Genomic DNA, 21,904 nt, shown 5'->3' with positions numbered 1-21,904 from the left:
CGACCGGGCCCGCCCCGAATCCCGGGCGCGAGCCCCGAAAACTTTCACCGACCTGGCCGTGCCGACCAGCTGATACTGGATCCGCACGGTCCGGTCCGATGTCTGGAGTCCGGACATGACCAGCACCATCACCGAGACAGCGGGCGAGATAGGCGGCACGTCCGAGGTCGAGCTGCTCATCGGCGGGATGACCTGCGCCTCCTGCGCCGCACGGGTGGAGAAGAAGCTCAACCGCATGGACGGCGTGAGCGCCACCGTGAACTACGCGACGGAGAAGGCGAAGGTCAGCTACGCCGAGGGCGTCCAGGTCGCCGACCTGATCGCGACCGTCGTGAAGACCGGCTACACCGCCGAGGAGCCCGCTCCGCCGGAGCCCGAGCCCGAAGTCCGGGAAGCCGCCGAGCAGGACCCGGAACTCACCGCCCTGCGGCACCGCCTGCTCGTCTCCGTGCTGCTCGCCGCCCCCGTCGTCCTGCTCGCCATGATCCCGGCGCTGCAGTTCGACAACTGGCAGTGGCTCTCGCTGACGCTCGCCGCGCCGGTCGTCGTCTGGGGCGGCCTGCCCTTCCACCGGGCCGCCTGGACCAACGCCCGGCACGGCGCCGCCACGATGGACACCCTCGTCTCCGTCGGCACGCTGGCCGCGTTCGGCTGGTCGCTGTGGGCGCTGTTCTTCGGCGACGCGGGCATGACCGGCATGCACGACGAGTTCCGCCTCACCGTCTCGCGGATGGACGGCGCCTCCACCATCTACCTCGAGGTCGCCGCCGGAGTCGTCGCGCTGATCCTCCTCGGCCGCTATCTGGAGGCCCGCTCCAAGCGCCGCGCGGGCGCGGCCCTGAAGGCCCTGATGGAGCTGGGCGCCAAGGACGTCGCCGTCCTGAGGGACGGGCGCGAGGTGCGCGTACCGGTGGCCTCGCTGGCCGTGGGCGACCGGTTCGTCGTACGGCCCGGGGAGAAGATCGCCACCGACGGCACGGTCGTCCAGGGCCTCTCCGCGGTGGACGCGGCCATGCTGACCGGCGAGTCGGTGCCGGTGGACGTCGGCCCCGGCGACCAGGTCACCGGCGCCACGGTCAACGCGGGCGGACGGCTGGTGGTGGAGGCGACCCGGGTCGGCGCGGACACCCAGCTCGCCCGGATGGCGAAGCTGGTCGAGGACGCGCAGAACGGCAAGGCCGAGGTGCAGCGGCTCGCCGACCGGATCTCCGCCGTCTTCGTCCCCGTCGTCATCCTCATCGCGCTCGGCACCTTCGGCGTCTGGCTGGCGACCACCGGGGACACCTCCGCCGCGTTCACGGCCGCCGTCTCCGTGCTGATCATCGCCTGCCCCTGCGCGCTCGGCCTCGCCACGCCGACCGCGCTGATGGTCGGCACCGGCCGCGGCGCCCAGCTCGGCATCCTCATCAAGGGACCCGAGGTGCTGGAGTCCACGCGCCGCGTCGACACCGTCGTCCTGGACAAGACCGGCACGGTCACCACCGGCCGGATGACCCTCCAGGCGGTGTACGTCGCCGACGGCGAGGACGAGAAGGAGGTGCTGCGGCTCGCCGGAGCCCTGGAGCACGCCTCCGAGCACCCCGTCGCTCGGGCGATCGCCGCGGGCGCCGAGATGGGGGTCCCCCCGCTCGAGCGAAGCCGAGAGCGGGGGAGGGCCGGAACGCTCCCCGCGGTCGAGCACTTCGAGAACGTCCCCGGGCGGGGCGTACGCGGGCAGGTGGAAGGCCGTGAGGTGGCCGTGGGGCGGCTGTTCGACGCGCTCCCGGAGGAGCTGGCCCGGGCCGGGCGACAGGCCGAGCAGGAGGGCCGTACGGCCGTCGCGGTCGGCTGGGACGGACAGGCCCGCGGAGTCCTCGCCGTCGCCGACGCAGTCAAGGAGACCAGCGCGGCGGCGGTGCGCGAGCTGCGCGCCCTCGGGCTCACGCCGGTGCTGCTCACCGGGGACAACCGGACGGTCGCCGAGGCGGTCGCGCACACCGTCGGCATCGACGAGGTGATCGCCGAGGTGCTCCCCGAGGAGAAGGTGGACGTCGTACGGCGGCTGCAGCGCGAGGGACGCGCCGTGGCGATGGTCGGTGACGGCGTCAACGACGCGGCCGCGCTCGCCACCGCCGATCTGGGGCTCGCCATGGGCACCGGCACGGACGCGGCGATCGAGGCCGGCGACCTGACGCTGGTCCGCGGGGACCTCAGGGTGGCGGCGGACGCCATCCGGCTCTCCCGGCGCACCCTCGCCACGATCAAGGGCAACCTGGTGTGGGCCTTCGGTTACAACGTGGCCGCGCTGCCGCTGGCCGCCGCGGGCCTGCTGAACCCGATGATCGCGGGGGCGGCGATGGCCTTCTCCTCGGTCTTCGTGGTGACCAACAGCCTGCGACTGCGCCGGTTCCGCTGAAGTATCCCAGTGTTACCGGGGGTTAGGTGGAGCTGAAGTAAGAGTCCCTCTAGAGTCAAGCGCGAGCCTCACATAAGCTCTTCACAAGGCTCGCGCATCATCCTTACGCTTGGGCCTCGATCGCCGTATCGGGGCTCTTGCGCACCTAAGGGACATATGCAAGAGACGCAGATCACAGTGATGCGAACGTAACCATCGAAGGGGTTCGAAGGTCTAAGTTGGCGATGTCAGAACAGCGTCTTGGGGGGCGCTGACTGGCATCTGGGGATGTCTTGGGGGACTTCCTCAGAGATGCGTTGCCGGGGCACGCACACCGGGAAGCTTTGAGCGGCCCTCCCAGCGTGCGTTGTCCCGGCAGATCGCACCGCATCACTGGAGTACGACGGGTTTTGCTCGTTGTGCTCAGACAGCGATTCAGGCGCTGTCCTCTCCGAGCGCCCGGCCGGATCCCGTGGGGGGAATCCGCACCGGGACATGGGAAGGCGCCCTGGTCGTCGGCCCGTGGGGGGACTGACGGCTCAGGGCGCCTTCTGTTTTCTGCTCGCAGACGGCTCGCGTCGCGACCCGCTCACCACTGGTTCAGGGCCCGCCCGACGGGCAGGCCCTCACACTCAGTACGCTCAGCGCTCCTCGACGGGGACGAAGTCGCGCTCGACCACGTCCGAGGCCGTGCCGACCCGGGGGACACCCCCCGGACCCCGGCCGCGGACCCAGCGCCACAGCGCCCCCCATACCGGCAGGACCCGGCAGGCGCGCCCGAGATCAAGGGAAACGCGGGGCCCAGCAGCGGGGCACCAACAAATCGGCGCCCCCCACCGGCAGGTGTCAGCGCTCCTCGACGGGGACGAAGTCGCGCTCGACCACGCCGGTGTAGATCTGGCGCGGGCGGCCGATGCGGGAGCCCGGCTCCTTGATCATCTCGGTCCACTGGGCGATCCAGCCCGGCAGGCGGCCGAGGGCGAACAGGACCGTGAACATCTCGGTCGGGAAGCCCATGGCGCGGTAGATCAGGCCGGTGTAGAAGTCGACGTTCGGGTAGAGGTTGCGCGAGACGAAGTAGTCGTCGGAGAGCGCGTGCTCCTCCAGCTTGAGCGCGATGTCCAGCAGATCGTCGGACTTGCCGAGAGCGGAGAGGACGTCGTGCGCGGCGGCCTTGATGATCTTGGCGCGCGGGTCGAAGCTCTTGTAGACCCGGTGGCCGAAGCCCATCAGGCGGACGCCGTCCTCCTTGTTCTTCACCTTGCGGATGAAGGCGTCGACGTCACCGCCGCTCTCCTGGATGCCCTCCAGCATCTCCAGGACGGACTGGTTGGCGCCGCCGTGCAGCGGGCCCCACAGGGCGGAGATGCCGGCCGAGATCGACGCGAACATGTTGGCCTGCGAGGAGCCGACCAGGCGGACCGTGGAGGTCGAACAGTTCTGCTCGTGGTCCGCGTGCAGGATCAGCAGCTTGTCGAGCGCGGCGACGACGACCGGGTCGAGGTCGTACTCCTGCGCCGGGACCGAGAAGGTCATGCGCAGGAAGTTCTCGACGTAGCCGAGGTCGTTGCGCGGGTAGACGAACGGGTGACCGATCGACTTCTTGTACGCGTACGCCGCGATCGTCGGAAGCTTGGCGAGCAGGCGGATGGTGGAGAGGTTGCGCTGCTTCTCGTCGAACGGGTTGTGGCTGTCCTGGTAGAAGGTGGACAGCGCCGAGACGACCGACGACAGCATCGCCATCGGATGGGCGTCGCGCGGGAAGCCCTTGTAGAAGTTCTTGACGTCCTCGTGCAGCAGGGTGTGCCGCGTGATGTCGTTCTTGAACGTGCTCAGCTCGTCGACGGTCGGGAGCTCACCGTTGATGAGCAGGTACGCCACCTCGAGGAAGGTGGAGCGTTCCGCGAGCTGCTCGATGGGGTAGCCGCGGTAGCGGAGGATGCCCGCCTCGCCGTCCAGGTAGGTGATGGCGGATTTATAGGCGGCCGTGTTGCCGTAACCGCTGTCCAGAGTCACCAGACCGGTCTGGGCGCGGAGCTTCCCGATGTCGAAGCCCTTGTCACCGACGGTGCTGTCGACCACCGGGTAGGTGTACTCGCCGTCGCCGTACCGCAGTACTACAGAGTTGTCGCTCACGTCTTCCCTCACCGACGTAGTGCCTCATCTTCGAGGTGCCCTGACTGTCTCTACCATCCCCCATTTGGCTCAGGAGAGTGCACTCGGGGTCGACCATTGGGCCTATTGGCGGCACTCAGTGCCGCCAACCTGCTCATCCTGCCCCCTCCGACCGGCATCTGGAAGTGCTCTGTGACCTTTGCGACTCGTTTGATCGATCATTTTTTGTGATGCAGCTCGCTGCCTCCGCCACCGCCCCTGCTCAGGGGCCGGTCAGGAGCCCTGAAGCCTGAAGTCCAGTGCCGTGCAGCGCCGTCCGGCCGAGACCGTGCGCACCGCCTGTCCGATCGCCTTGCGTGAACCGACGAGGACGACCAGTCGTTTCGCCCGTGTCACCGCCGTGTACAGGAGGTTCCGCTGCAGCATCATCCAGGCTCCCGTGGTGACGGGGATCACCACGGCCGGATATTCACTCCCCTGTGAACGGTGGATCGTCACCGCGTACGCGTGTGCCAGTTCGTCCAGTTCATCGAATTCGTACGGAACCTCCTCGTCCTCGTCCGTCAGCACCGTCAGCCGCTGGTCGACCGGATCGAGCGAGGTGACCACGCCCACGGTGCCGTTGAAGACTCCGTTCTTCCCCTTCTCGTAATTGTTGCGGATCTGGGTGACCTTGTCGCCGACGCGGAAGACCCGGCCGCCGAACCGCTTCTCCGGCAGGTCGGGCCGGCCGGGCGTGATGGCCTGCTGGAGCAGGCCGTTGAGGGTGCCGGCACCGGTCGGGCCGCGGTGCATGGGCGCGAGCACCTGGACGTCCCTGCGCGGGTCGAGCCCGAACCTGGCCGGAATGCGCCGGGCGGCCACGTCCACGGTGAGCCGGCCGGCCTCCTCGGTGTCGTCCTCCACGAAGAGGAAGAAGTCCTTCAGGCCGTCGGTGAGCGGATGCTGGCCGGCATTGATGCGGTGCGCGTTGGTGACCACCCCGGACTGCTGGGCCTGCCGGAAGACCCGGGTGAGCCGCACGGCCGGGACCGGGCCGCCCTCGGCCAGCAGGTCGCGCAGCACCTCCCCGGCGCCGACGCTGGGCAGCTGGTCGACGTCACCGACGAACAGCAGATGGGCCCCCGGCGGCACCGCCTTCACCAGCTTGTTGGCGAGCAGCAGGTCCAGCATGGACGCCTCGTCCACGACGACCAGGTCGGCGTCGAGCGGGCGGTCCCGGTCGTAGGCCGCGTCGCCGCCGGGCTTCAGCTCCAGCAGCCGGTGGACCGTGGAGGCCTCGGCGCCCGTCAGTTCGGCGAGCCGCTTGGCGGCGCGGCCGGTGGGGGCGGCCAGCAGCACCTTGGCCTGCTTGGCGCGGGCCAGTTCCACGATCGATCGGACCGTGAAGGACTTGCCGCAGCCGGGCCCGCCGGTGAGCACGGCGACCTTCTCGGTCAGCGCGAGCCGGACGGCGGCCTCCTGCTCGGGGGCGAGGTCGGCTCCGGTGCGGGACCTCAACCAGCCCAGCGCCTTGCCCCAGTTGACCTCCCGGAAGGCCGGCATCCGGTCCTCCGGCGTCCGCAGCAGGCGCAACAGCTGGGCGGAGAGGGAGAGTTCGGCGCGGTGGAAGGGCACGAGGTAGACGGCGGTGACCGGCTCCGCGTCCCCTTCGGGGCCGGGCACCTTCTCGCGTACGACCCCGGGATCCGCGCCCTCCTCCGCCGGTTCGGCCAGCTCGGCGAGGCACTCGATGACCAGCCCGGTGTCGACCTGGAGCAGCTTGACCGCGTCCGCGATCAGCCGCTCCTCCGGCAGGAAGCAGTGGCCCTGGTCGGTGGACTGGGACAGCGCGTACTGGAGGCCCGCCTTCACCCGCTCCGGGCTGTCGTGCGGGATGCCGACCGACTGGGCGATCTTGTCGGCGGTGAGGAAGCCGATGCCCCAGACGTCTGCGGCCAGCCGGTACGGCTCGTTCCGCACGACCGAGATCGACGCGTCGCCGTACTTCTTGTAGATCCGCACCGCGATGGACGTGGAGACCTCGACGGTCTGGAGGAAGAGCATGACCTCCTTGATCGCCTTCTGCTCCTCCCAGGCGTCGGCGATCTTCTTGGTCCGCTTGGGGCCGAGGCCGGGCACCTCGATCAGCCGCTTCGGCTCCTCCTCGATGATCTGGAGGGTGTCCAGGCCGAAGTGCTGGGTGATCCGGTCGGCGAAGACCGGGCCGATGCCCTTGACCAGGCCGGATCCGAGGTAGCGGCGGATGCCCTGGACGGTGGCCGGCAGGACCGTCGTGTAGTTCTCCACCGTGAACTGCTTGCCGTACTGGGGGTGGGAGCCCCAGCGGCCTTCCATGCGGAGGGACTCGCCGACCTGGGCGCCGAGCAGCGCGCCCACCACCGTGAGGAGATCGCCGGCGCCGCGGCCGGTGTCGACCCGGGCGACCGTGTAGCCGTTCTCCTCGTTGGCGTACGTGATCCGCTCCAGGACCCCTTCGACCACCGCCAGATTGGACATGATCCGACGCTACAGCCGGGGTCTGACATCACGATCCGGTCTCAGCAAGTGGTTGAGGGCTTGATTAACCGCCGTGTAATCGATTCCAATCCTCCGTACACGTCGATGTAAACGATTCCACGAGGAGGTGGAGCCGGCGATGGCGAGCATCAAGGACGTCGCCGCCACGGCGGGCGTCTCCGTCGCCACGGTGTCGCGCGTCCTGAACGAGCACCCGTCGGTCAGCGCGGACGCACGCACGCGCGTGCTGGCCGCCGTCGAGGCGCTGGGCTACCGCCCCAACGCCGTCGCCCGTTCCCTGCGCACCGACCAGACCCACACCCTCGGCCTGGTCATCAGCGACGTACTCAACCCGTACTTCACCGAGCTGGCCCGCTCCGTCGAGGAGGAGGCCCGCACCCTCGGCTACAGCGTGATCATCGGCAACGCCGACGAGCGGCCCGATCTGCAGGACCACCACGTACGGACCCTGCTGGACCGCCGCATCGACGGCCTGCTCGTCTCCCCCACGGACGGCGGCTCCCCGCTGATGCTGGACGCCGCGCGCGCGGGGACGCCGATGGTCTTCGTGGACCGGTGGATCCCCGGGGTCGACGTGCCCGTCGTACGGGCCGACGGACGCGCGGCCGTACGGGATCTCGTCGCGCACCTGTACGGGCTCGGGCACCGGCGCCTCGCGATCATCGCGGGACCGGCGGCGACCACGACCGGCAGCGAGCGCGTCGAGGCCTTCCGGGAGGCCATGGCCGAGTACGGGATCCCCCTCCCGGACGCCTACATAGGCCAGGGCGACTTCCAGGCCGAGAGCGGCCGGCGGGTCACCGAGGGCTTCCTCGACCTGCCCGAGCCGCCCGAGGTCGTCTTCGCCGCGGACAGCCTGATGGCACTCGGTGCCCTTGACGCGATCCGCGCGCGCGGGCTGCGCGTCCCGGACGACATCGCGCTGGCCGCGTTCGACGACATCCCGTGGTTCGTGCACACCGATCCGCCGATCACCGCGATCGCCCAGCCCACGGGCGAGCTGGGCCGGGCCGCCGTACGGGCCCTGGTGGACCGCATCGAGGGACGGCCCCCCGCGTCCGTCACCTTCGCCGCCCGTCTCGTCGTACGCCGCTCGTGCGGCGAGCCGGCTCCCCAGGAGCCGTCCCCCTCCCCAGTGCAAAGGAGCACGTCGTGAGCGACCCGGACGAGTTGCTGCGCATCGAGGGCATACGGAAGACCTTCCCGGGCGTGGTGGCGCTGGACGGCGTCGACTTCGACCTGCGCCGGGGCGAGGTGCACGTGCTGCTCGGTGAGAACGGCGCGGGCAAGAGCACGCTCATCAAGATGCTCTCCGGTGCCTACACGCCCGACGCCGGGCGCATCCTGGCCGGCGGCGAGGAGGTGCGCATCCACGGCGCGCAGGACTCCGAGCGCCTCGGGATCGCCACCATTTACCAGGAGTTCAACCTCGTTCCCGATCTGACGGTCGCCGAGAACATCTTCCTGGGCCGCCAGCCCCGCCGGTTCGGGATGATCGACCGGGGGCGGATGGAGGCCGACGCCGAGGTGCTCCTCGCGCGCGTGGGTGTGAACGTGTCCCCCCGCGCGCGGGTGCGCGAACTCGGCATCGCACGCCTGCAGATGGTCGAGATCGCCAAGGCGCTCAGCCTCGACGCGCGCGTGCTCATCATGGACGAGCCGACCGCCGTGCTCACCTCGGAGGAGGTCGAGAAGCTCTTCGCGATCGTGCGCTCGCTGCGCGAGGACGGCGTCGGGATCGTCTTCATCACCCACCACCTGGAGGAGATCGCCGCCCTCGGCGACCGGGTCACCGTCATCCGGGACGGCAGGAGCGTCGGGCAGGTCCCCGCGTCCACGCCCGAGGACGAACTCGTACGGCTCATGGTGGGCCGCTCCATCGAGCAGCAGTACCCGCGTGAACGGCCCGAGAAGGGCGCCGCGTTGCTCACCGTCGAGGGCCTGACCCGGGACGGCGTCTTCCACGACGTCGGCTTCGAGGTGCACGCCGGCGAGGTCGTCGGCATCGCGGGCCTCGTCGGAGCGGGCCGTACCGAGGTCGTCCGGGCCGTGTTCGGCGCGGATCCGTACGACAAGGGGGCCGTGAAGGTCTCCGGCGCCGAGCTGCGGCGGCACGACGTGAACGCGGCCATGGCGGCCGGGATCGGGCTCGTGCCCGAGGACCGCAAGGGCCAGGGGCTGGTGCTGGACGCGTCGGTCGAGGAGAACCTCGGCCTGGTGACCATGCGGAAGGCGACCCGGGCCGGGCTGGTCGACCTCAAGGGGCAGCACGCGGCCGCCGAGCGGATCGCCGGACAGCTGGGCGTGCGGATGGCGGGCCTCGGCCAGCACGTGCGGACCCTGTCCGGCGGCAACCAGCAGAAGGTCGTCATCGGCAAGTGGCTGCTGGCCGACACCAAGGTGCTGATCCTCGACGAGCCGACGCGTGGCATCGATGTCGGCGCCAAGGTCGAGATCTACCAGCTCATCAACGAACTCACCGCTCAGGGTGCCGCCGTTCTCATGATCTCCAGCGATCTGCCCGAGGTGCTCGGCATGAGCGACCGGGTGCTGGTCATGGCCCAGGGCCGGATCGCGGGCGAGCTCTCCGCCGACGAGGCCACGCAGGACGCGGTGATGTCCCTCGCCGTGAGCACCCCTACTACCGAACTGGAGGCCACCGGTGGCCACTGACACGCTCAAGAGCACGACGGGCGCGGGTGGCGCCCCGGGCGGCCTGCGCCGCCTCCTGCTCGACAACGGAGCGCTCACCGCGCTGATCGTCCTGGTCATCGCCCTGTCGGCGCTGTCCGGTGACTTCCTGACGACGGACAACCTGCTCAACGTCGGCGTCCAGGCGGCCGTGACGGCGATCCTGGCGTTCGGCGTGACCTTCGTGATCGTGTCGGCGGGCATCGACCTGTCGGTCGGCTCGGTGGCGGCCCTGTCGGCCACCGTCCTCGCCTGGAGCGCCACGCAGCACGGCGTGCCGGTCGCCCTCGCGGTCGCCCTCGCCGTCGCCACGGGCGTCGTCGCGGGCCTGCTCAACGGCTTCCTCGTCGCCTACGGCAAGCTGCCACCGTTCATCGCGACGCTCGCCATGCTGTCGGTGGCGCGCGGTCTGTCCCTGGTGATCTCCGGGGGCGTCCCGATCCCCTTCCCGGACTCGGTCTCCCACCTCGGGGACACCCTCGGCGACTGGCTGCCGGTGCCGGTGCTCGTCATGGTGGTGATGGGTCTGATCGCCGCGTTCGTGCTCGGCCGGACCTACATCGGCCGGTCCATGTACGCGATCGGCGGCAACGAGGAGGCCGCCCGCCTGTCGGGTCTGCGCGTGAAGAAGCAGAAGCTCGCGATCTACGCCCTGTCCGGTGTGTTCGCGGCCGCCGCGGGCATCGTGCTCGCCGCCCGGCTGTCCTCCGCGCAGCCGCAGGCCGCCGACGGCTACGAGCTGGACGCGATCGCCGCGGTCGTCATCGGCGGCGCCTCGCTGGCCGGCGGCACCGGCAAGGCGTCCGGCACGCTGATCGGCGCGCTGATCCTCGCGGTCCTGCGCAACGGCCTCAACCTGCTGAACGTGTCCGCCTTCTGGCAGCAGGTCGTCATCGGTGTCGTCATCGCGCTGGCGGTGCTGCTGGACACCGCGCGCCGCAAGGCGGGGGCGACCTCGGTGACCACCGGGGCGGGCGGCGGCAAGGGCAAGCAGGCGACGACGTACGCGCTCGCGGCCGTGGTCACCGTGGCGATCGTCGGTGCGACCTCCTTCCTGCACAGCGGCTCCGCGTCCTCGGCGAACCCGAAGATGGGCCTGTCGCTCTCCACCCTCAACAACCCCTTCTTCGTGCAGATCCGCTCCGGCGCCCAGGCCGAGGCGAAGAAGCTGGGCGTGGACCTGACCGTCACGGACGCCCAGAACGACGCCTCGCAGCAGGCGAACCAGCTGCAGAACTTCACCAGTTCGGGCCTCGGCGCGATCATCGTCAACCCGGTGGACTCGGACGCGGCGAGCAACTCGGTGAAGGCCGCCGACAAGGCGCGGATCCCGGTCGTCGCGGTCGACCGGGGCGTCAACAAGGCCACGGTGGACGCCCTGGTGGCCTCCGACAACGTCGCCGGCGGCGAACTGGCCGCGAAGACGGTCGCCGAGAAGCTGGGCGGCAAGGGCAGGATCGTGATCCTGCAGGGCCAGGCGGGCACCTCCGCGGCCCGCGAGCGGGCGGAAGGCTTCGCCAACGGCCTGAAGGCCTACCCCGGCATCCAGGTCCTGGCCCAGCAGCCCGCCGACTTCGACCGCACCAAGGGCCTCGACGTGATGTCGAACCTGCTCCAGGCCCACCCGGACGTCCAGGGCGTCATCGCCGCCAACGACGAGATGGCCCTCGGCGCGATCAAGGCGCTGGGCTCCAAGGCCGGCAAGTCGGTCCAGGTCGTCGGCTTCGACGGAACCCCGGACGGCCTCAAGGCGGTCGAGGGCGGCACGCTCTACGCGTCCGTGGCGCAGCAGCCGTCGCAGCTGGGCAGGATCGCCGTGGACAACGCGCTGAAGGCGATGCAGGGCAAGAAGGTCGAGTCGACGGTGAAGGTGCCGGTGAAGGTCGTCACGAAGGACAACGTGGCAGGCTTCAGCGGCTGACGAAGGCAGCGGCTGGGGCGAACGGGCGGGCGGTCGTGCACAGTTGGTGGCGACCGCCCGCCCCGGGCCGTTTCTCGGGCTCGCATCGGGCCATCTCTTAGGGGAGTCAATTCCATGTACGACTACGACCTCCTGGTCGTGGGTTCGGCCAACGCCGACCTGGTGATCGGCGTCGAGCGGCGGCCGGCCGCCGGCGAGACGGTGCTCGGCGGCGACCTCGCCGTCCACCCGGGCGGCAAGGGCGCCAACCAGGCGGTCGCGGCCGCCCGGCTCGGGGCGCGTACGGCACTGCTGGCCCGGGTCGGCGACGACGCCCACGGCCGGCTGCTGCTCGACTCGCAGCGCGCGGCCGGGGTGGACCCGGTGGGCGTACTGGTGGGCGGGGCCCCGACGGGTGTCGCGCTCATCACCGTCGACCCCTCCGGGGACAACAGCATCGTGGTGTCCCCCGGCGCCAACGCCCGTCTGACTCCGGCCGACGTCCGGGCCGCCGTCAGCCTCCTCCTCGCCTCCCGGGTGGTGTCGGCGCAGCTGGAGATCCCGCTGGAGACGGTCGTGGAGGTCGTACGGAACCTCGCCGAGGGCAGCCGGTTCGTGCTGAACCCGTCCCCGCCGCGCCCGCTGCCCACGGAGGTGCTGGCCGCCTGCGATCCGCTGATCGTCAACGAGCACGAGGCACGGGTGCTCCTCGGCGACCTGGGCGTGAGCGAGGAGCCCGAGGACTGGGCACGGCTGCTGCTGGCCAAGGGCCCGCGCTCGGTGGTGGTGACGCTGGGCGCGGAGGGAGCACTGGTGGCCGACTCCTCCGGTGTGACCCGGGTGCCTTCGGTGAAGGTGGACGCGGTGGACACGACCGGGGCGGGCGACGCGTTCACGGCGGCGCTGGCCTGGAAGCTGGGCTCGGGCTCCGCCCTGGCCGAGGCCGCGGCCTACGCGGCCCGGGTCGGTGCGGCGGCGGTGACGAAGCGGGGCGCCCAGGAGTCGTACCCGACGGCGCCGGAGGTCGACTCCCTGTGAAGAAGGCGGGCATTCTCAACCGCCACCTGTCCGGTGCGCTGGCCGAACTGGGGCACGGCGACGAGGTCCTGGTGTGCGACGCGGGCATGCCGATACCGGACGGTCCACGGGTGGTGGACCTCGCCTTCCGCGCCGGTGTCCCGTCCTTCGCCGAAGTGCTGGACGGGCTGCTGGCCGAGCTGGTGCTGGAAGGGGCCACGGCGGCGGAGGAAATACGGGGCGCGAATCCGGCGGCGGCCGCACTGCTGGACGGGCACTTCCCCGGCCTGACGCTGGTCCCGCACGAGCGGCTGAAGGAGCTGTCGGCCGGAGCGCGGCTGGTGGTGCGCACCGGGGAGGCACGGCCGTACGCGAACGTGCTGCTGCGATGCGGGGTGTTCTTCTGAGTCCCTGACGTCCTAGGCCCTGACGTCACCGACGCCGTGAAGTTTCGAGGGGGCGTACCCGGTCCGTCGACCGGGTACGCCCCCTCGGCTTTCCCCTCCGTATCAGAACCCCCCGGAATCCCCCCCGGAATCCCCCCAGAAGTTCTGACGCACGGTACGACACACCAGGTGGGGCAAGGGTTGTACGGCCCGCGAGACTTTTTTGCCGGCCTTGCGAGGGCCCTGAAATTCCGTTGCTCCCCGGGACCCACCGGCCTACGGTCCGGTCATGCTGCCTCCGGTGGAAACGGACGAGGAGTGGGACGCGGTCGTCCCCGACGAGACGGTGATGCGCCCGGGAGCGGAGGCCCTGTGCGCCCGCCTCGGTCTGGCCGGCGCACCGCTGACCCGCTTCCCGGACGGCTCACAGCCCGTCTACGCCGTGGGTGACGAGCACGTTCTCAAGCTGTTCCCCGGAGCCTGCGCAGGGGACGGCGAAGCCGAAGGGCGTGTCCTCACCCACCTCCAGGGCCGGCTGCCGGTGCCGACACCGCAGGTGCGCGGGTTCGGCGCCTGCGAGAACGGCTGGCGGTACGTCCTGATGTCCCGCCTCCGTGGGGAGAACCTGGCCGAAGCGTGGGACCGGGTGCCGCGCAGCCACCGTGAGCGGCTCGTCACCGAGATCGGCGAGACCCTGGCGGTGCTGCACTCCCTCGACCCCGATCCCCTCGCGGACGTGCTCGGCCCCGGGGACTGGGGCACCTTCGTGGACCGCCAGGCCGCCGGTGCCGTGGCGCAGCAGCGCGCCGAACGACTGCCGGACGCCTGGCTGGAGCAGATCCCGGACTTCCTCGCCTCGGTCTCCCTGCCGCGCGCCCCGCGTCGTTCCCTGCTGCACACCGAGGTCATGCGGCAGCACTTCCTCGTCGATCCCGACGGCTGGCGCCTGACCGGGCTCTTCGACTTCGAGCCGGCCATGATCGGTGACCGTGCGTACGACTTCGTGGGCGTCGGCCTGTTCGTCACCCGCGCCGATCCGGCCCTGCTGGCCCGGCTGACCGGGGCGTACGGCCACACCTTCGACCCGTCCCAACTGCTCGCGTACACGCTGCTGCACGTGTACAGCGATCTCCCCTGGTACCTGAAGGAACTGCCCGTACCTGCCGAGGAGACGCTGCCCTCGCTCGCGCAGGCGTGGTTCGGCACGGAGTGACACATGGGATCACACGTGCGATGTGTCACCATGTCAGCCGCCCTCAGCTCTGGCGCATCGCAGCGCTGAGCAGGGGTTTCTGCATGCTCAGGGAGGGACCGTCGTGAAGAAGTACCCCGTGTTGATCGCCGCTGCCGTCGTGGCCGCCGGCGCCCTTGCCACCACTCCGGCCAACGCCGCCACCGATCCGAAGACCGTTCACTTCGGCGGCTGGCAGTACGACAGCCCGGGCAGTGACACCCGCTCGAACACGAGCCTGAACAACGAGTGGATCAACATCCACAACGGCACCTCCGCCGCGGTGCAGCTGAAGGGCTGGTCGGTCGAGGACACGGCCGGGCACCGCTATGTGCTGCCGTCGTACAAGATCGGCGCGGGCAAGACGGTCAAGCTGCACACCGGCCGGGGCACCAACACCGCCGGCCACCTGTACTGGGGCAGCGGCAACTACATCTGGAACAACACCCAGGACATGGCGTTCCTGTTCAAGCCCAACGGCTACGACTTCAAGAGCTGCTTCGCCGGGCACGACTTCGACGATCCCAACCCGTACAACTGCCACAACGAGAGCTGAGCATCGCCGTGCCGGGCCCCTGCCACGCGGGCGGGGGCCCCTCGGCGCTCAACCGGCGACATGCGTCACGAACCGCTCCGCCGTCTCCGCCAGCACCTCCCGCCCGTCCCGGGTCCACAACCGCTCGTTGAACAGCTCGACCTCGATCGGCCCGGTGTAACCGGCCGCCTCCACGTACCCCTTCCACTCCCGCATGTCGATCGAGCCGTCGCCGATCTGGCCGCGGCCGTTGAGGACGCCCTCGGGCAGGGGGGTGGTCCAGTCGGCGAGCTGGAAGGTGTGGATGCGGCCGGCCGCGCCCGCCCTGGCGATCTGGGCGGGGGCCCGGTCGTCCCACCAGATGTGGTACGTGTCCACGGTCACGCCCACCTGGTGCGCGGGGAAGCGCTCGGCGAGGTCCAGGGCCTGGGCGAGGGTGGAGACCACGCAGCGGTCCGACGCGTACATGGGGTGCAGGGGTTCGATGGCGAGGCGTACGCCGTGGGATTCGGCGTAGGGGCCCAGCTCCGCCAGCGCGTCGGCGATGCGTTCGCGGGCGCCGTGCAGGTCGCGAGAGCCGGCGGGGAGGCCTCCCGAGACCAGGACGAGGGTGTCCGTGCCGAGCGCGGCCGCCTCGTCGATCGCCCGGCGGTTGTCGGCCAGGGCCTGCTCCCGCTCGGCCGGGTCGATCGCCGTGAAGAAGCCGCCCCGGCACAGGGTCGTCACCGTCAGGCCCGCGTCACGGACCAGCTTGGCGGTCGCCTCCACACCGTACGACCGGACCGGCTCGCGCCACAGCCCCACTCCCGGCACGCCCGACTGCACGCAGGCGTCCACGAGTTCGGGAAGAGACAGCTGCTTGACCGTCATCTGGTTGATGGAGAGGCGTTCGAGTCCGGTGCTCACTGGTTCACCCCGTACAGCGACAGCAGGTTCTTCATGCGTTCCTCGGCCAGTTTCGGGTCCGGGAACAGGCCGAGACCGTCGGCGAGTTCGTAGGCGCGGGCGAAGTGGGGCAGGGAGCGGGCCGACTGGAGGCCGCCGACCATCGTGAAGTGGGACTGGTGGCCCGCCAGCCAGGCCAGGAACACGACGCCGGTCTTGTAGAAGCGGGTCGGGGCCTGGAAGAGGTGGCGGGACAGGTCGACCGTGGGATCGAGCAGCGCGCGGAAACCGTCCGTGTCCCCCGTGTCCAGGACCCGTACCGCCTCGGCCGCCAGCGGGCCCAGCGGGTCGAAGACACCGAGCAGGGCGTGGCTGAAGCCCTGCTCGTCGCCCGCGATCAGCTCGGGGTAGTTGAAGTCGTCACCGGTGTAGCAGCACACGCCCCGCGGGAGGCGGCGGCGCAGGTCGATCTCGCGCTGGGCGTCCAGCAGCGAGACCTTGATGCCGTCGACCTTGTCCGGGTGCCCGGCGATGACCTCCAGGAAGGTCTCGGTGGCCGCGTCGAGGTCCGGTGAGCCCCAGTAGCCCTCCAGGGCGGGGTCGAACATCGGGCCCAGCCAGTGCAGGATCACCGGCTCGGCGGCCTGGCGGAGCAGATGGCCGTAGACCTCCAGGTAGTCCTCGGGGCCGCGGGCGGCGGCCGCGAGTGCCCTGGACGCCATCAGGACGGCCTGGGCGCCCGCCTCCTCCACGACCGCCAGCTGCTCCTCGTAGGCGGCGCGGATCTCGGCCAGGGTCCCGCCGGCGATCTGGTCGGTGCCGACGCCGCAGGCGATCCGGCCGCCCACGCCGTGCGCCTCCGCCGCGGACCGGCGGATCAGCTCGGCCGCGCCCGCCCAGTCCAGGCCCATCCCGCGCTGGGCGGTGTCCATCGCCTCGGCGACACCGAGCCCGTGGGACCACAGGTGGCGGCGGAAGGCGAGGGTGGCGTCCCAGTCGACGGCGGCGGGTGAGTCGGGGGTGGTGTCCGCGAACGGGTCGGCCACGACGTGTGCCGCCGAGAAGACCGTGCGGGAGGTGAAGGGGGTGCCGGGTGTCGGCGCGAGCGGTTCGGTCCGGGGCTCGTACGTCCGCAGGGCACCGGCGGGGCCGGGGAGTCGGATGGTCACCGCGCGATCTCCGGTACGTCGATGCGGCGGCCCTCGGCCGAGGACTTCAGGCCCAGCTCGGCGAGCTGGACGCCGCGGGCGCCGGCCAGCAGGTCCCAGTGGTACGGGGCGTCGGCGTAGACGTGCTTCAGGAACAGCTCCCACTGGGCCTTGAAGCCGTTGTCGAACTCGGCGTTGTCCGGCACCTCCTGCCACTGGTCGCGGAAGACCTCGGTGGCGGGGATGTCCGGGTTCCAGACCGGCTTGGGGGTCGCACCGCGGTGCTGGGCACGGCAGTTGCGCAGGCCGGCGACCGCCGAGCCCTCGGTGCCGTCCACCTGGAACTCCACCAGCTCGTCGCGGTTGACGCGGACCGCCCAGGAGGAGTTGATCTGGGCGATCGCGCCGCCCTCCAGCTCGAAGATGCCGTAGGCGGCGTCGTCGGCGGTCGCGTCGTAGGGCTTGCCGTGTTCGTCCCAGCGCTGCGGGATGTGGGTGGTGGCGAGGGCCTGGACCGAGGTCACCCGGCCGAACAGCTCGTGCAGCACGTATTCCCAGTGCGGGAACATGTCGACGACGATGCCACCGCCGTCCTCGGCACGGTAGTTCCACGAGGGGCGCTGGGCGGGCTGCCAGTCGCCCTCGAAGACCCAGTAGCCGAACTCGCCCCGCACGGACAGGATCCGCCCGAAGAAGCCGCCGTCGATCAGGCGCTTCAGCTTGAGGAGGCCGGGGAGGAAGATCTTGTCCTGGACGACGCCGTGCCTGATGCCCTTCTCGTCGGCCAGGCGGGCCAGCTCCAGGGCGCCCTCCAGTCCCGTGGCGGTGGGCTTCTCGGTGTAGATGTGCTTGCCGGCCGCGATCGCCTTCCTGATCGACTCCTCGCGGGCCGAGGTGACCTGGGAGTCGAAGTAGATGTCGACGGTCGGGTCGGCGAGGACGGCGTCCACGTCGGTGGAGACGTGCTCCAGGCCGTGCCGGTCGGCGATCTCCCTGAGGGCGTGCTCGCGGCGACCGAGCAGGATCGGCTCGGGCCACAGCACGGTGCCGTCGCCGAGGTCGAGGCCGCCCTGTTCGCGCAGGGCGAGGATCGACCGGACGAGGTGCTGGCGGTAGCCCATGCGCCCGGTCACGCCGTTCATGGCGATACGCACCGTCTTGCGTGTCACGTCAGTCCCCTTCGTGGGCGCCGGGCGCCCCGGTCGGCATCAGCAGCGTCGTCAGCGTCCAGCGCAGTGCAGCAAGCGCTTTCTATCCAGAGAAGCTAGCCTCTGAACTGTGGTCTGTACAAGACCGTGTCCTCTTCGAGTTGTTCGAGGGGGCGAACAACTCGGGTGCTTGGCCTTAAGGTCTGCTCGACACCGCACGGAACCGTGGCCGGGCGCGGCCTGTCTACGTGGACGTATGAGCACCAATGCGCGATCAGATGCGCGACCGGAGGACGACAGATGACGGTGACCTTGGCGGATGTGGCGGCCCGCGCGCAGGTCTCCCCCGCGACGGTGTCGCGCGTGCTGAACGGGAACTACCCGGTGGCCGCCTCCACGCGGGAGCGGGTGCTGCGGGCCGTGGACGAGCTGGACTACGTCCTCAACGGCCCTGCCAGTGCACTCGCCGCGGCTACTTCCGACCTCGTCGGCATCCTCGTGAACGACATCGCGGACCCCTTCTTCGGGATCATGGCGAGTGCGATCCAGGGCGAGATCGGGGGCCCGGGCGGCCGGGCGGGCGGCGAACGCCTCGCGGTCGTCTGCAACACGGGCGGTTCGCCCGAACGCGAGCTGACCTACCTGACCCTGCTGCAGCGGCAGCGGGCCGCGGCCGTGGTGCTGACCGGCGGGGCCGTGGAGAACGCGCCGCACGCGGCGGCGGTGGCGGCGAAGCTGCGGAAGCTGGCGGAGGCCGGGACACGGGTGGTGCTGTGCGGGCGGCCGCCGGCGCCGGACACCGAGGCCATAGCGCTGACCTTCGACAACCGCGGGGGCGCCCGCGCACTCACCGACCACCTCATCGGCCTCGGCCACCGCCGGCTCGGCTACATCGCCGGCCCCGAGGAGCGGACCACCACCCGGCACCGCCTGGAGGGCCACCGGGCCGCGCTGGCGGCGGCGGGCATGGCGGACGACCCTCGCTGGACGGTCCACGGCCGCTACGACCGCCGGTCCGGTTACGAGGCCACGCTGGAGCTGCTGCGCCGGGACCCCTCCCTGACGGCGATCGTGGCCGCGAACGACTCCGTCGCACTGGGCGCGTGTGCCGCGCTGCGCGACTCGGGGCTGCGGATCCCCGAGGACGTGTCCGTGGCCGGCTTCGACGACCTCCCGTTCAGCATCGACGCGGTGCCGTCTCTCACGACGGTGCGGCTGCCGCTGTCCGAGGCGGGGGCCCGGGCGGGACGGATCGCGATGGGCCGCGAGGAGCCGCCGCCGGGCGGGATCGCCTCGGTGCGCGGGGAGTTGATGGTGCGGGGGTCCACCGGGGTGCCGCGCGGCTGAGCGAAGAGGGTGCCGGTGATCGTCGAGTCCCTCCAGGGCCCGGTGCCCTGCCCGTCCTGCCGTGCCACCGCGCAGTGGCACGGCGTACAGGTGCTGCTGGACGACGACTCGCTGCGGTGGGACACCGAGACGGCGTGCCCGGCCTGCGGGAGCGGGACGACCGTGTGCGGGAGGGACCTGCCGACCGGGATGCGGGAGCGGATGCTCACGGAGCACGGGCGGACCGTTTTGCGGCTGGGGGCCTCGGCGCGGAGGCCGGCCGTCATGCGCGTGCTTCGGGAGCGGCTCGGCGTCGGGCTGACGGAGATCCGTGCCCTTGTGGAGCAGGTGGTGGCCGGGGAGTACGGCGGGACGCTTCCGGAGACGGAGTTGCTCGCGCGGAAGCTGCGGGCCGCGGGGGTCGACGCTGTCGCGGTACGGGAGACACCGTTCCGAGTCCGGCGCGTGCGCGCCGATGAGCTTCCGCGGCAGGGGCGGTCTTCGCCGCCGTGAACCACAAGACCGCCGGCCAGGGAGTATCGACACGCGTCTCGTCGTGGCCCAGTTCATCGGCCGCGACGCTCATCAGCACCGCCTCCGCGACCGGCACGCGCACGGAGTTCTCCCAGGTCAGCTCGTCGTCCCCGGGCGTGTCGGACACGACTGCTTCCGCTGCGAGTTGAGCCGATCGGCAAGAGAAGGGGTGCGGCCGACCCCGCCCTCGGCGGCCCTCAATGCCCGGTCGTGGACGGTGGACGGCGCGGTGCCGCGGGCTTAGCCTCGGAGGAACGGCATCTCTGACTGAGTCAAGCATCCGGGGGCGATCATGACCGTCCAGGACGTCCGCGCCTTCAACCGCTTCTACACCGGCGTCATCGGCGCCCTCGACTACGGCCGTCACCTGTACGCGCCGTACACCCTCACCGAGTCCCGGGTCCTGTACGAACTCGCGCACGACCGGCATCTGGACGCGGCCGACCTGCGCACCCGGCTCGCGCTGGACGCCGGCTATCTGAGCCGCATCCTCAACAAGTTCGAGGAAGCGGGTCTGATCGAGCGCGGGCCGTCCGCGGCGGATCCGCGCCGCAGGAGCGTCACGCTCACCACGGCCGGGCAGGAGGCCGCCGCGCTGCTGGACGAGCGGGCGCGGGAGACGGTGGGGGCGCTGCTGGACACCGTGGCCCCGGAGGACCGGCCACGGCTGGCGGAGGCGATGGGGACCATCCGGGGCATTCTCGGGGGCGAGAAGGGGACGCCGGGTGAGGTCGTCCTGCGGGAGCCGCTGCCCGGTGACCTCGGCTGGATCGTGCAGCGCAACGCCGCCCTGTACGCGGCCGAGTACGGCTGGAACGCCGACTACGAGGGGCTGGTGGCGAAGATCGTCGCCGACTTCGCCCAGGACCACGACCCGCATCTGGAGCGGGTGTGGATCGCGGAGCTGGACGGGCGGCCGGTGGGGTGTGTGATGTGCGTGCGGGACGACGTGCCGGCCACCGCGCGGCTGCGGCTGCTCCTGGTGGAGCCCGACGCGCGCGGGCACGGTATCGGCGACCGGCTGGTGCGGGCCGTGGTCGGCTTCGCGCGCGGGGTCGGCTACCGCGACCTGGTGCTGTGGACCAACGACGTGCTCAGCAGCGCCCGGCACCTCTACCAGCGGCACGGCTTCGTACTCGTCGCCGAGCGGCCGCACCGCTCCTTCGGCAAGGATCTGGTGGGGCAGGACTGGCGGTTGGATCTGCACGGATCGGGCGTGTGACGAGTAGGGTCCGAGCATGAAGCTGGCGTTCTCCACTCTCGGTGTCCCCGGCCTGCCCGTCCCTGAGGTCCTGGCGCTCGCGACCGCGCACGGGTATCACGGCGTCGAACTGCGCGCCCATCCGGAGGAGCCGGTGCACCCGGGCCTCGCCGCCGCCGAGCGGGCCGAGACGGCCGCGCTGTTCAAGGGGGCCGGGGTCGAGGTGCTGGGCCTCGCCGGGTACGCGCGCGTCGCCGCGCCCGGCGACGACACCCCCGTCCTGGACGAGATCCGTCAACTCCTCCAGCTGGCGCACGACCTGGGCGCCCCGTTCGTCCGGGTCTTCCCCGGCGCCGACCCGGACCGGCCCCGCGAGGAGTCCGACGCCGTCGCCGCCCGGCGGCTGGGCTCCGCCGCCGAGGACGCCTCCGCGCTCGGTGTGCGGATCCTGCTGGAGACCCACGACTCGCACCGCACCGGCGCCGACGCGATCCGTGTCCTCGGCCCGGTCGGCCACCGGCAGGTGGGCGCGCTGTGGGACGTGATGCACACCTGGCTGGGCGGCGAGCAGCCCTCGGACAGCTACGCGGCCCTCGCCCCGCACCTCGGCTACGTCCAGGTCAAGGACATCGCTTCGGCCGAGGACACCACCCCGCTGCCGCTCGGCGCGGGCGTCCTCCCGCTCACCGAGTGTGTGGACGTCCTCTGCCGCCACGGCTGGGACGGCTGGCTGTGCTGGGAGTACGAGAAGCGGTGGTACGAGTCGGCGGCCCCGCTTCCGGGCCTGCTGAGCGCGGGCCGGGATCACCTCGTACGGCTGCTGGGAGAGGCTGCCTAGCCCGTCCGGCGGATCGGACCGGCTTCGGGCAGCGGTGTGCTGCCGGCCCCCGGGC

17 protein-coding genes are annotated in these 21,904 nt (G+C 71.1%); 12 read left to right on the top strand and 5 right to left on the bottom strand.

Annotated features, from left to right (window positions below):
• The first annotated feature begins 115 nt into the window (after positions 1-115).
• On the top strand, positions 116-2,395 hold the full coding sequence (locus tag ACIF83_RS01505; protein WP_399722710.1) for a heavy metal translocating P-type ATPase: 2,280 nt from the start codon (positions 116-118) through the stop codon (positions 2,393-2,395).
• Between the two features lie 825 nt (positions 2,396-3,220).
• Here the strand turns inward: ACIF83_RS01505 and ACIF83_RS01500 are convergent.
• Positions 3,221-4,510: a citrate synthase gene (locus ACIF83_RS01500; RefSeq protein WP_393464396.1), complete on the bottom strand. Its 1,290-nt coding sequence runs from the start codon at positions 4,508-4,510 to the stop codon at positions 3,221-3,223.
• A 252-nt stretch (positions 4,511-4,762) separates the two neighbouring features.
• Positions 4,763-6,988 (bottom strand): ATP-dependent RecD-like DNA helicase, encoded by a 2,226-nt coding sequence (locus ACIF83_RS01495; RefSeq protein ID WP_399722708.1) that lies wholly within the window; start codon positions 6,986-6,988, stop codon positions 4,763-4,765.
• Between the two features lie 139 nt (positions 6,989-7,127).
• Between ACIF83_RS01495 and ACIF83_RS01490 the strand changes: the two genes are divergently transcribed.
• The 7 genes from ACIF83_RS01490 (at position 7,128) to ACIF83_RS01460 (ending at position 14,790) form a co-directional block, all read left to right on the top strand.
• On the top strand, positions 7,128-8,165 hold the full coding sequence (locus ACIF83_RS01490; RefSeq protein WP_399722706.1) for a LacI family DNA-binding transcriptional regulator: 1,038 nt from the start codon (positions 7,128-7,130) through the stop codon (positions 8,163-8,165).
• A complete protein-coding gene (locus ACIF83_RS01485) occupies positions 8,162-9,682 on the top strand; it encodes a sugar ABC transporter ATP-binding protein (protein WP_393464387.1) in 1,521 nt (506 codons plus the stop codon). Before ACIF83_RS01490 ends, ACIF83_RS01485 begins: the two co-directional genes overlap by 4 nt.
• Positions 9,672-11,621, top strand: coding sequence for a substrate-binding domain-containing protein (locus tag ACIF83_RS01480; protein ID WP_393464384.1), 1,950 nt, complete (start codon positions 9,672-9,674; stop codon positions 11,619-11,621). The genes ACIF83_RS01485 and ACIF83_RS01480 overlap by 11 nt, the downstream gene beginning before the upstream one ends.
• A gap of 114 nt (positions 11,622-11,735) precedes the next feature.
• Positions 11,736-12,638 (top strand): ribokinase, encoded by a 903-nt coding sequence (locus ACIF83_RS01475; protein ID WP_393464380.1) that lies wholly within the window; start codon positions 11,736-11,738, stop codon positions 12,636-12,638.
• The gene (gene rbsD, locus ACIF83_RS01470; protein ID WP_393464377.1) at positions 12,635-13,024 is read left to right on the top strand and encodes a D-ribose pyranase; all 390 of its coding nucleotides are present in this window, start codon (positions 12,635-12,637) and stop codon (positions 13,022-13,024) included. The genes ACIF83_RS01475 and rbsD overlap by 4 nt, the downstream gene beginning before the upstream one ends.
• Positions 13,025-13,292: 268 nt before the next feature.
• Complete coding sequence (locus ACIF83_RS01465; protein ID WP_393464374.1) at positions 13,293-14,216, top strand: phosphotransferase; 924 nt, start codon at positions 13,293-13,295, stop codon at positions 14,214-14,216.
• Positions 14,217-14,319: 103 nt separating this feature from the next.
• Positions 14,320-14,790 (top strand): lamin tail domain-containing protein, encoded by a 471-nt coding sequence (locus tag ACIF83_RS01460; RefSeq protein ID WP_393464371.1) that lies wholly within the window; start codon positions 14,320-14,322, stop codon positions 14,788-14,790.
• Between the two features lie 48 nt (positions 14,791-14,838).
• Here ACIF83_RS01460 and ACIF83_RS01455 read toward each other — a convergent pair whose 3' ends face one another.
• From ACIF83_RS01455 to ACIF83_RS01445, 3 genes are read right to left on the bottom strand one after another with little or no spacing between them, the layout of a single operon-like run.
• A complete protein-coding gene (locus ACIF83_RS01455) occupies positions 14,839-15,639 on the bottom strand; it encodes a sugar phosphate isomerase/epimerase family protein (protein WP_399723137.1) in 801 nt (266 codons plus the stop codon).
• Between the two features lie 32 nt (positions 15,640-15,671).
• Positions 15,672-16,823, bottom strand: coding sequence for a dihydrodipicolinate synthase family protein (locus ACIF83_RS01450; protein WP_399722702.1), 1,152 nt, complete (start codon positions 16,821-16,823; stop codon positions 15,672-15,674).
• Positions 16,820-17,971 carry a Gfo/Idh/MocA family protein gene (locus tag ACIF83_RS01445; protein ID WP_393464365.1) on the bottom strand — a complete coding sequence of 384 codons (1,152 nt, stop codon included), beginning with the start codon at positions 17,969-17,971 and terminating at the stop codon, positions 16,820-16,822. The genes ACIF83_RS01450 and ACIF83_RS01445 overlap by 4 nt, the downstream gene beginning before the upstream one ends.
• 279 nt (positions 17,972-18,250) lie before the next feature.
• On the opposite strand from ACIF83_RS01445, the gene ACIF83_RS01440 reads away from it, so the two are divergent.
• The 4 genes from ACIF83_RS01440 (at position 18,251) to ACIF83_RS01425 (ending at position 21,849) form a co-directional block, all read left to right on the top strand.
• A complete protein-coding gene (locus tag ACIF83_RS01440; protein ID WP_393464362.1) occupies positions 18,251-19,297 on the top strand; it encodes a LacI family DNA-binding transcriptional regulator in 1,047 nt (348 codons plus the stop codon).
• Between the two features lie 15 nt (positions 19,298-19,312).
• The gene (locus ACIF83_RS01435; RefSeq protein WP_393464359.1) at positions 19,313-19,789 is read left to right on the top strand and encodes a hypothetical protein; all 477 of its coding nucleotides are present in this window, start codon (positions 19,313-19,315) and stop codon (positions 19,787-19,789) included.
• A gap of 313 nt (positions 19,790-20,102) precedes the next feature.
• The gene (locus tag ACIF83_RS01430) at positions 20,103-21,032 is read left to right on the top strand and encodes a GNAT family N-acetyltransferase (protein ID WP_399722699.1); all 930 of its coding nucleotides are present in this window, start codon (positions 20,103-20,105) and stop codon (positions 21,030-21,032) included.
• Between the two features lie 16 nt (positions 21,033-21,048).
• Positions 21,049-21,849 carry a sugar phosphate isomerase/epimerase family protein gene (locus tag ACIF83_RS01425; RefSeq protein WP_393464353.1) on the top strand — a complete coding sequence of 267 codons (801 nt, stop codon included), beginning with the start codon at positions 21,049-21,051 and terminating at the stop codon, positions 21,847-21,849.
• The last annotated feature ends 55 nt before the right edge of the window (positions 21,850-21,904 follow it).

Origin of the sequence: Streptomyces sp. NPDC085866, assembly GCF_044541035.1 — a bacterium.
Classification (GTDB): domain Bacteria; phylum Actinomycetota; class Actinomycetes; order Streptomycetales; family Streptomycetaceae; genus Streptomyces.
The sequence above is the reverse complement of the archived record's forward strand: the minus strand, read 5'-3'. Positions and strand labels throughout refer to the sequence as shown.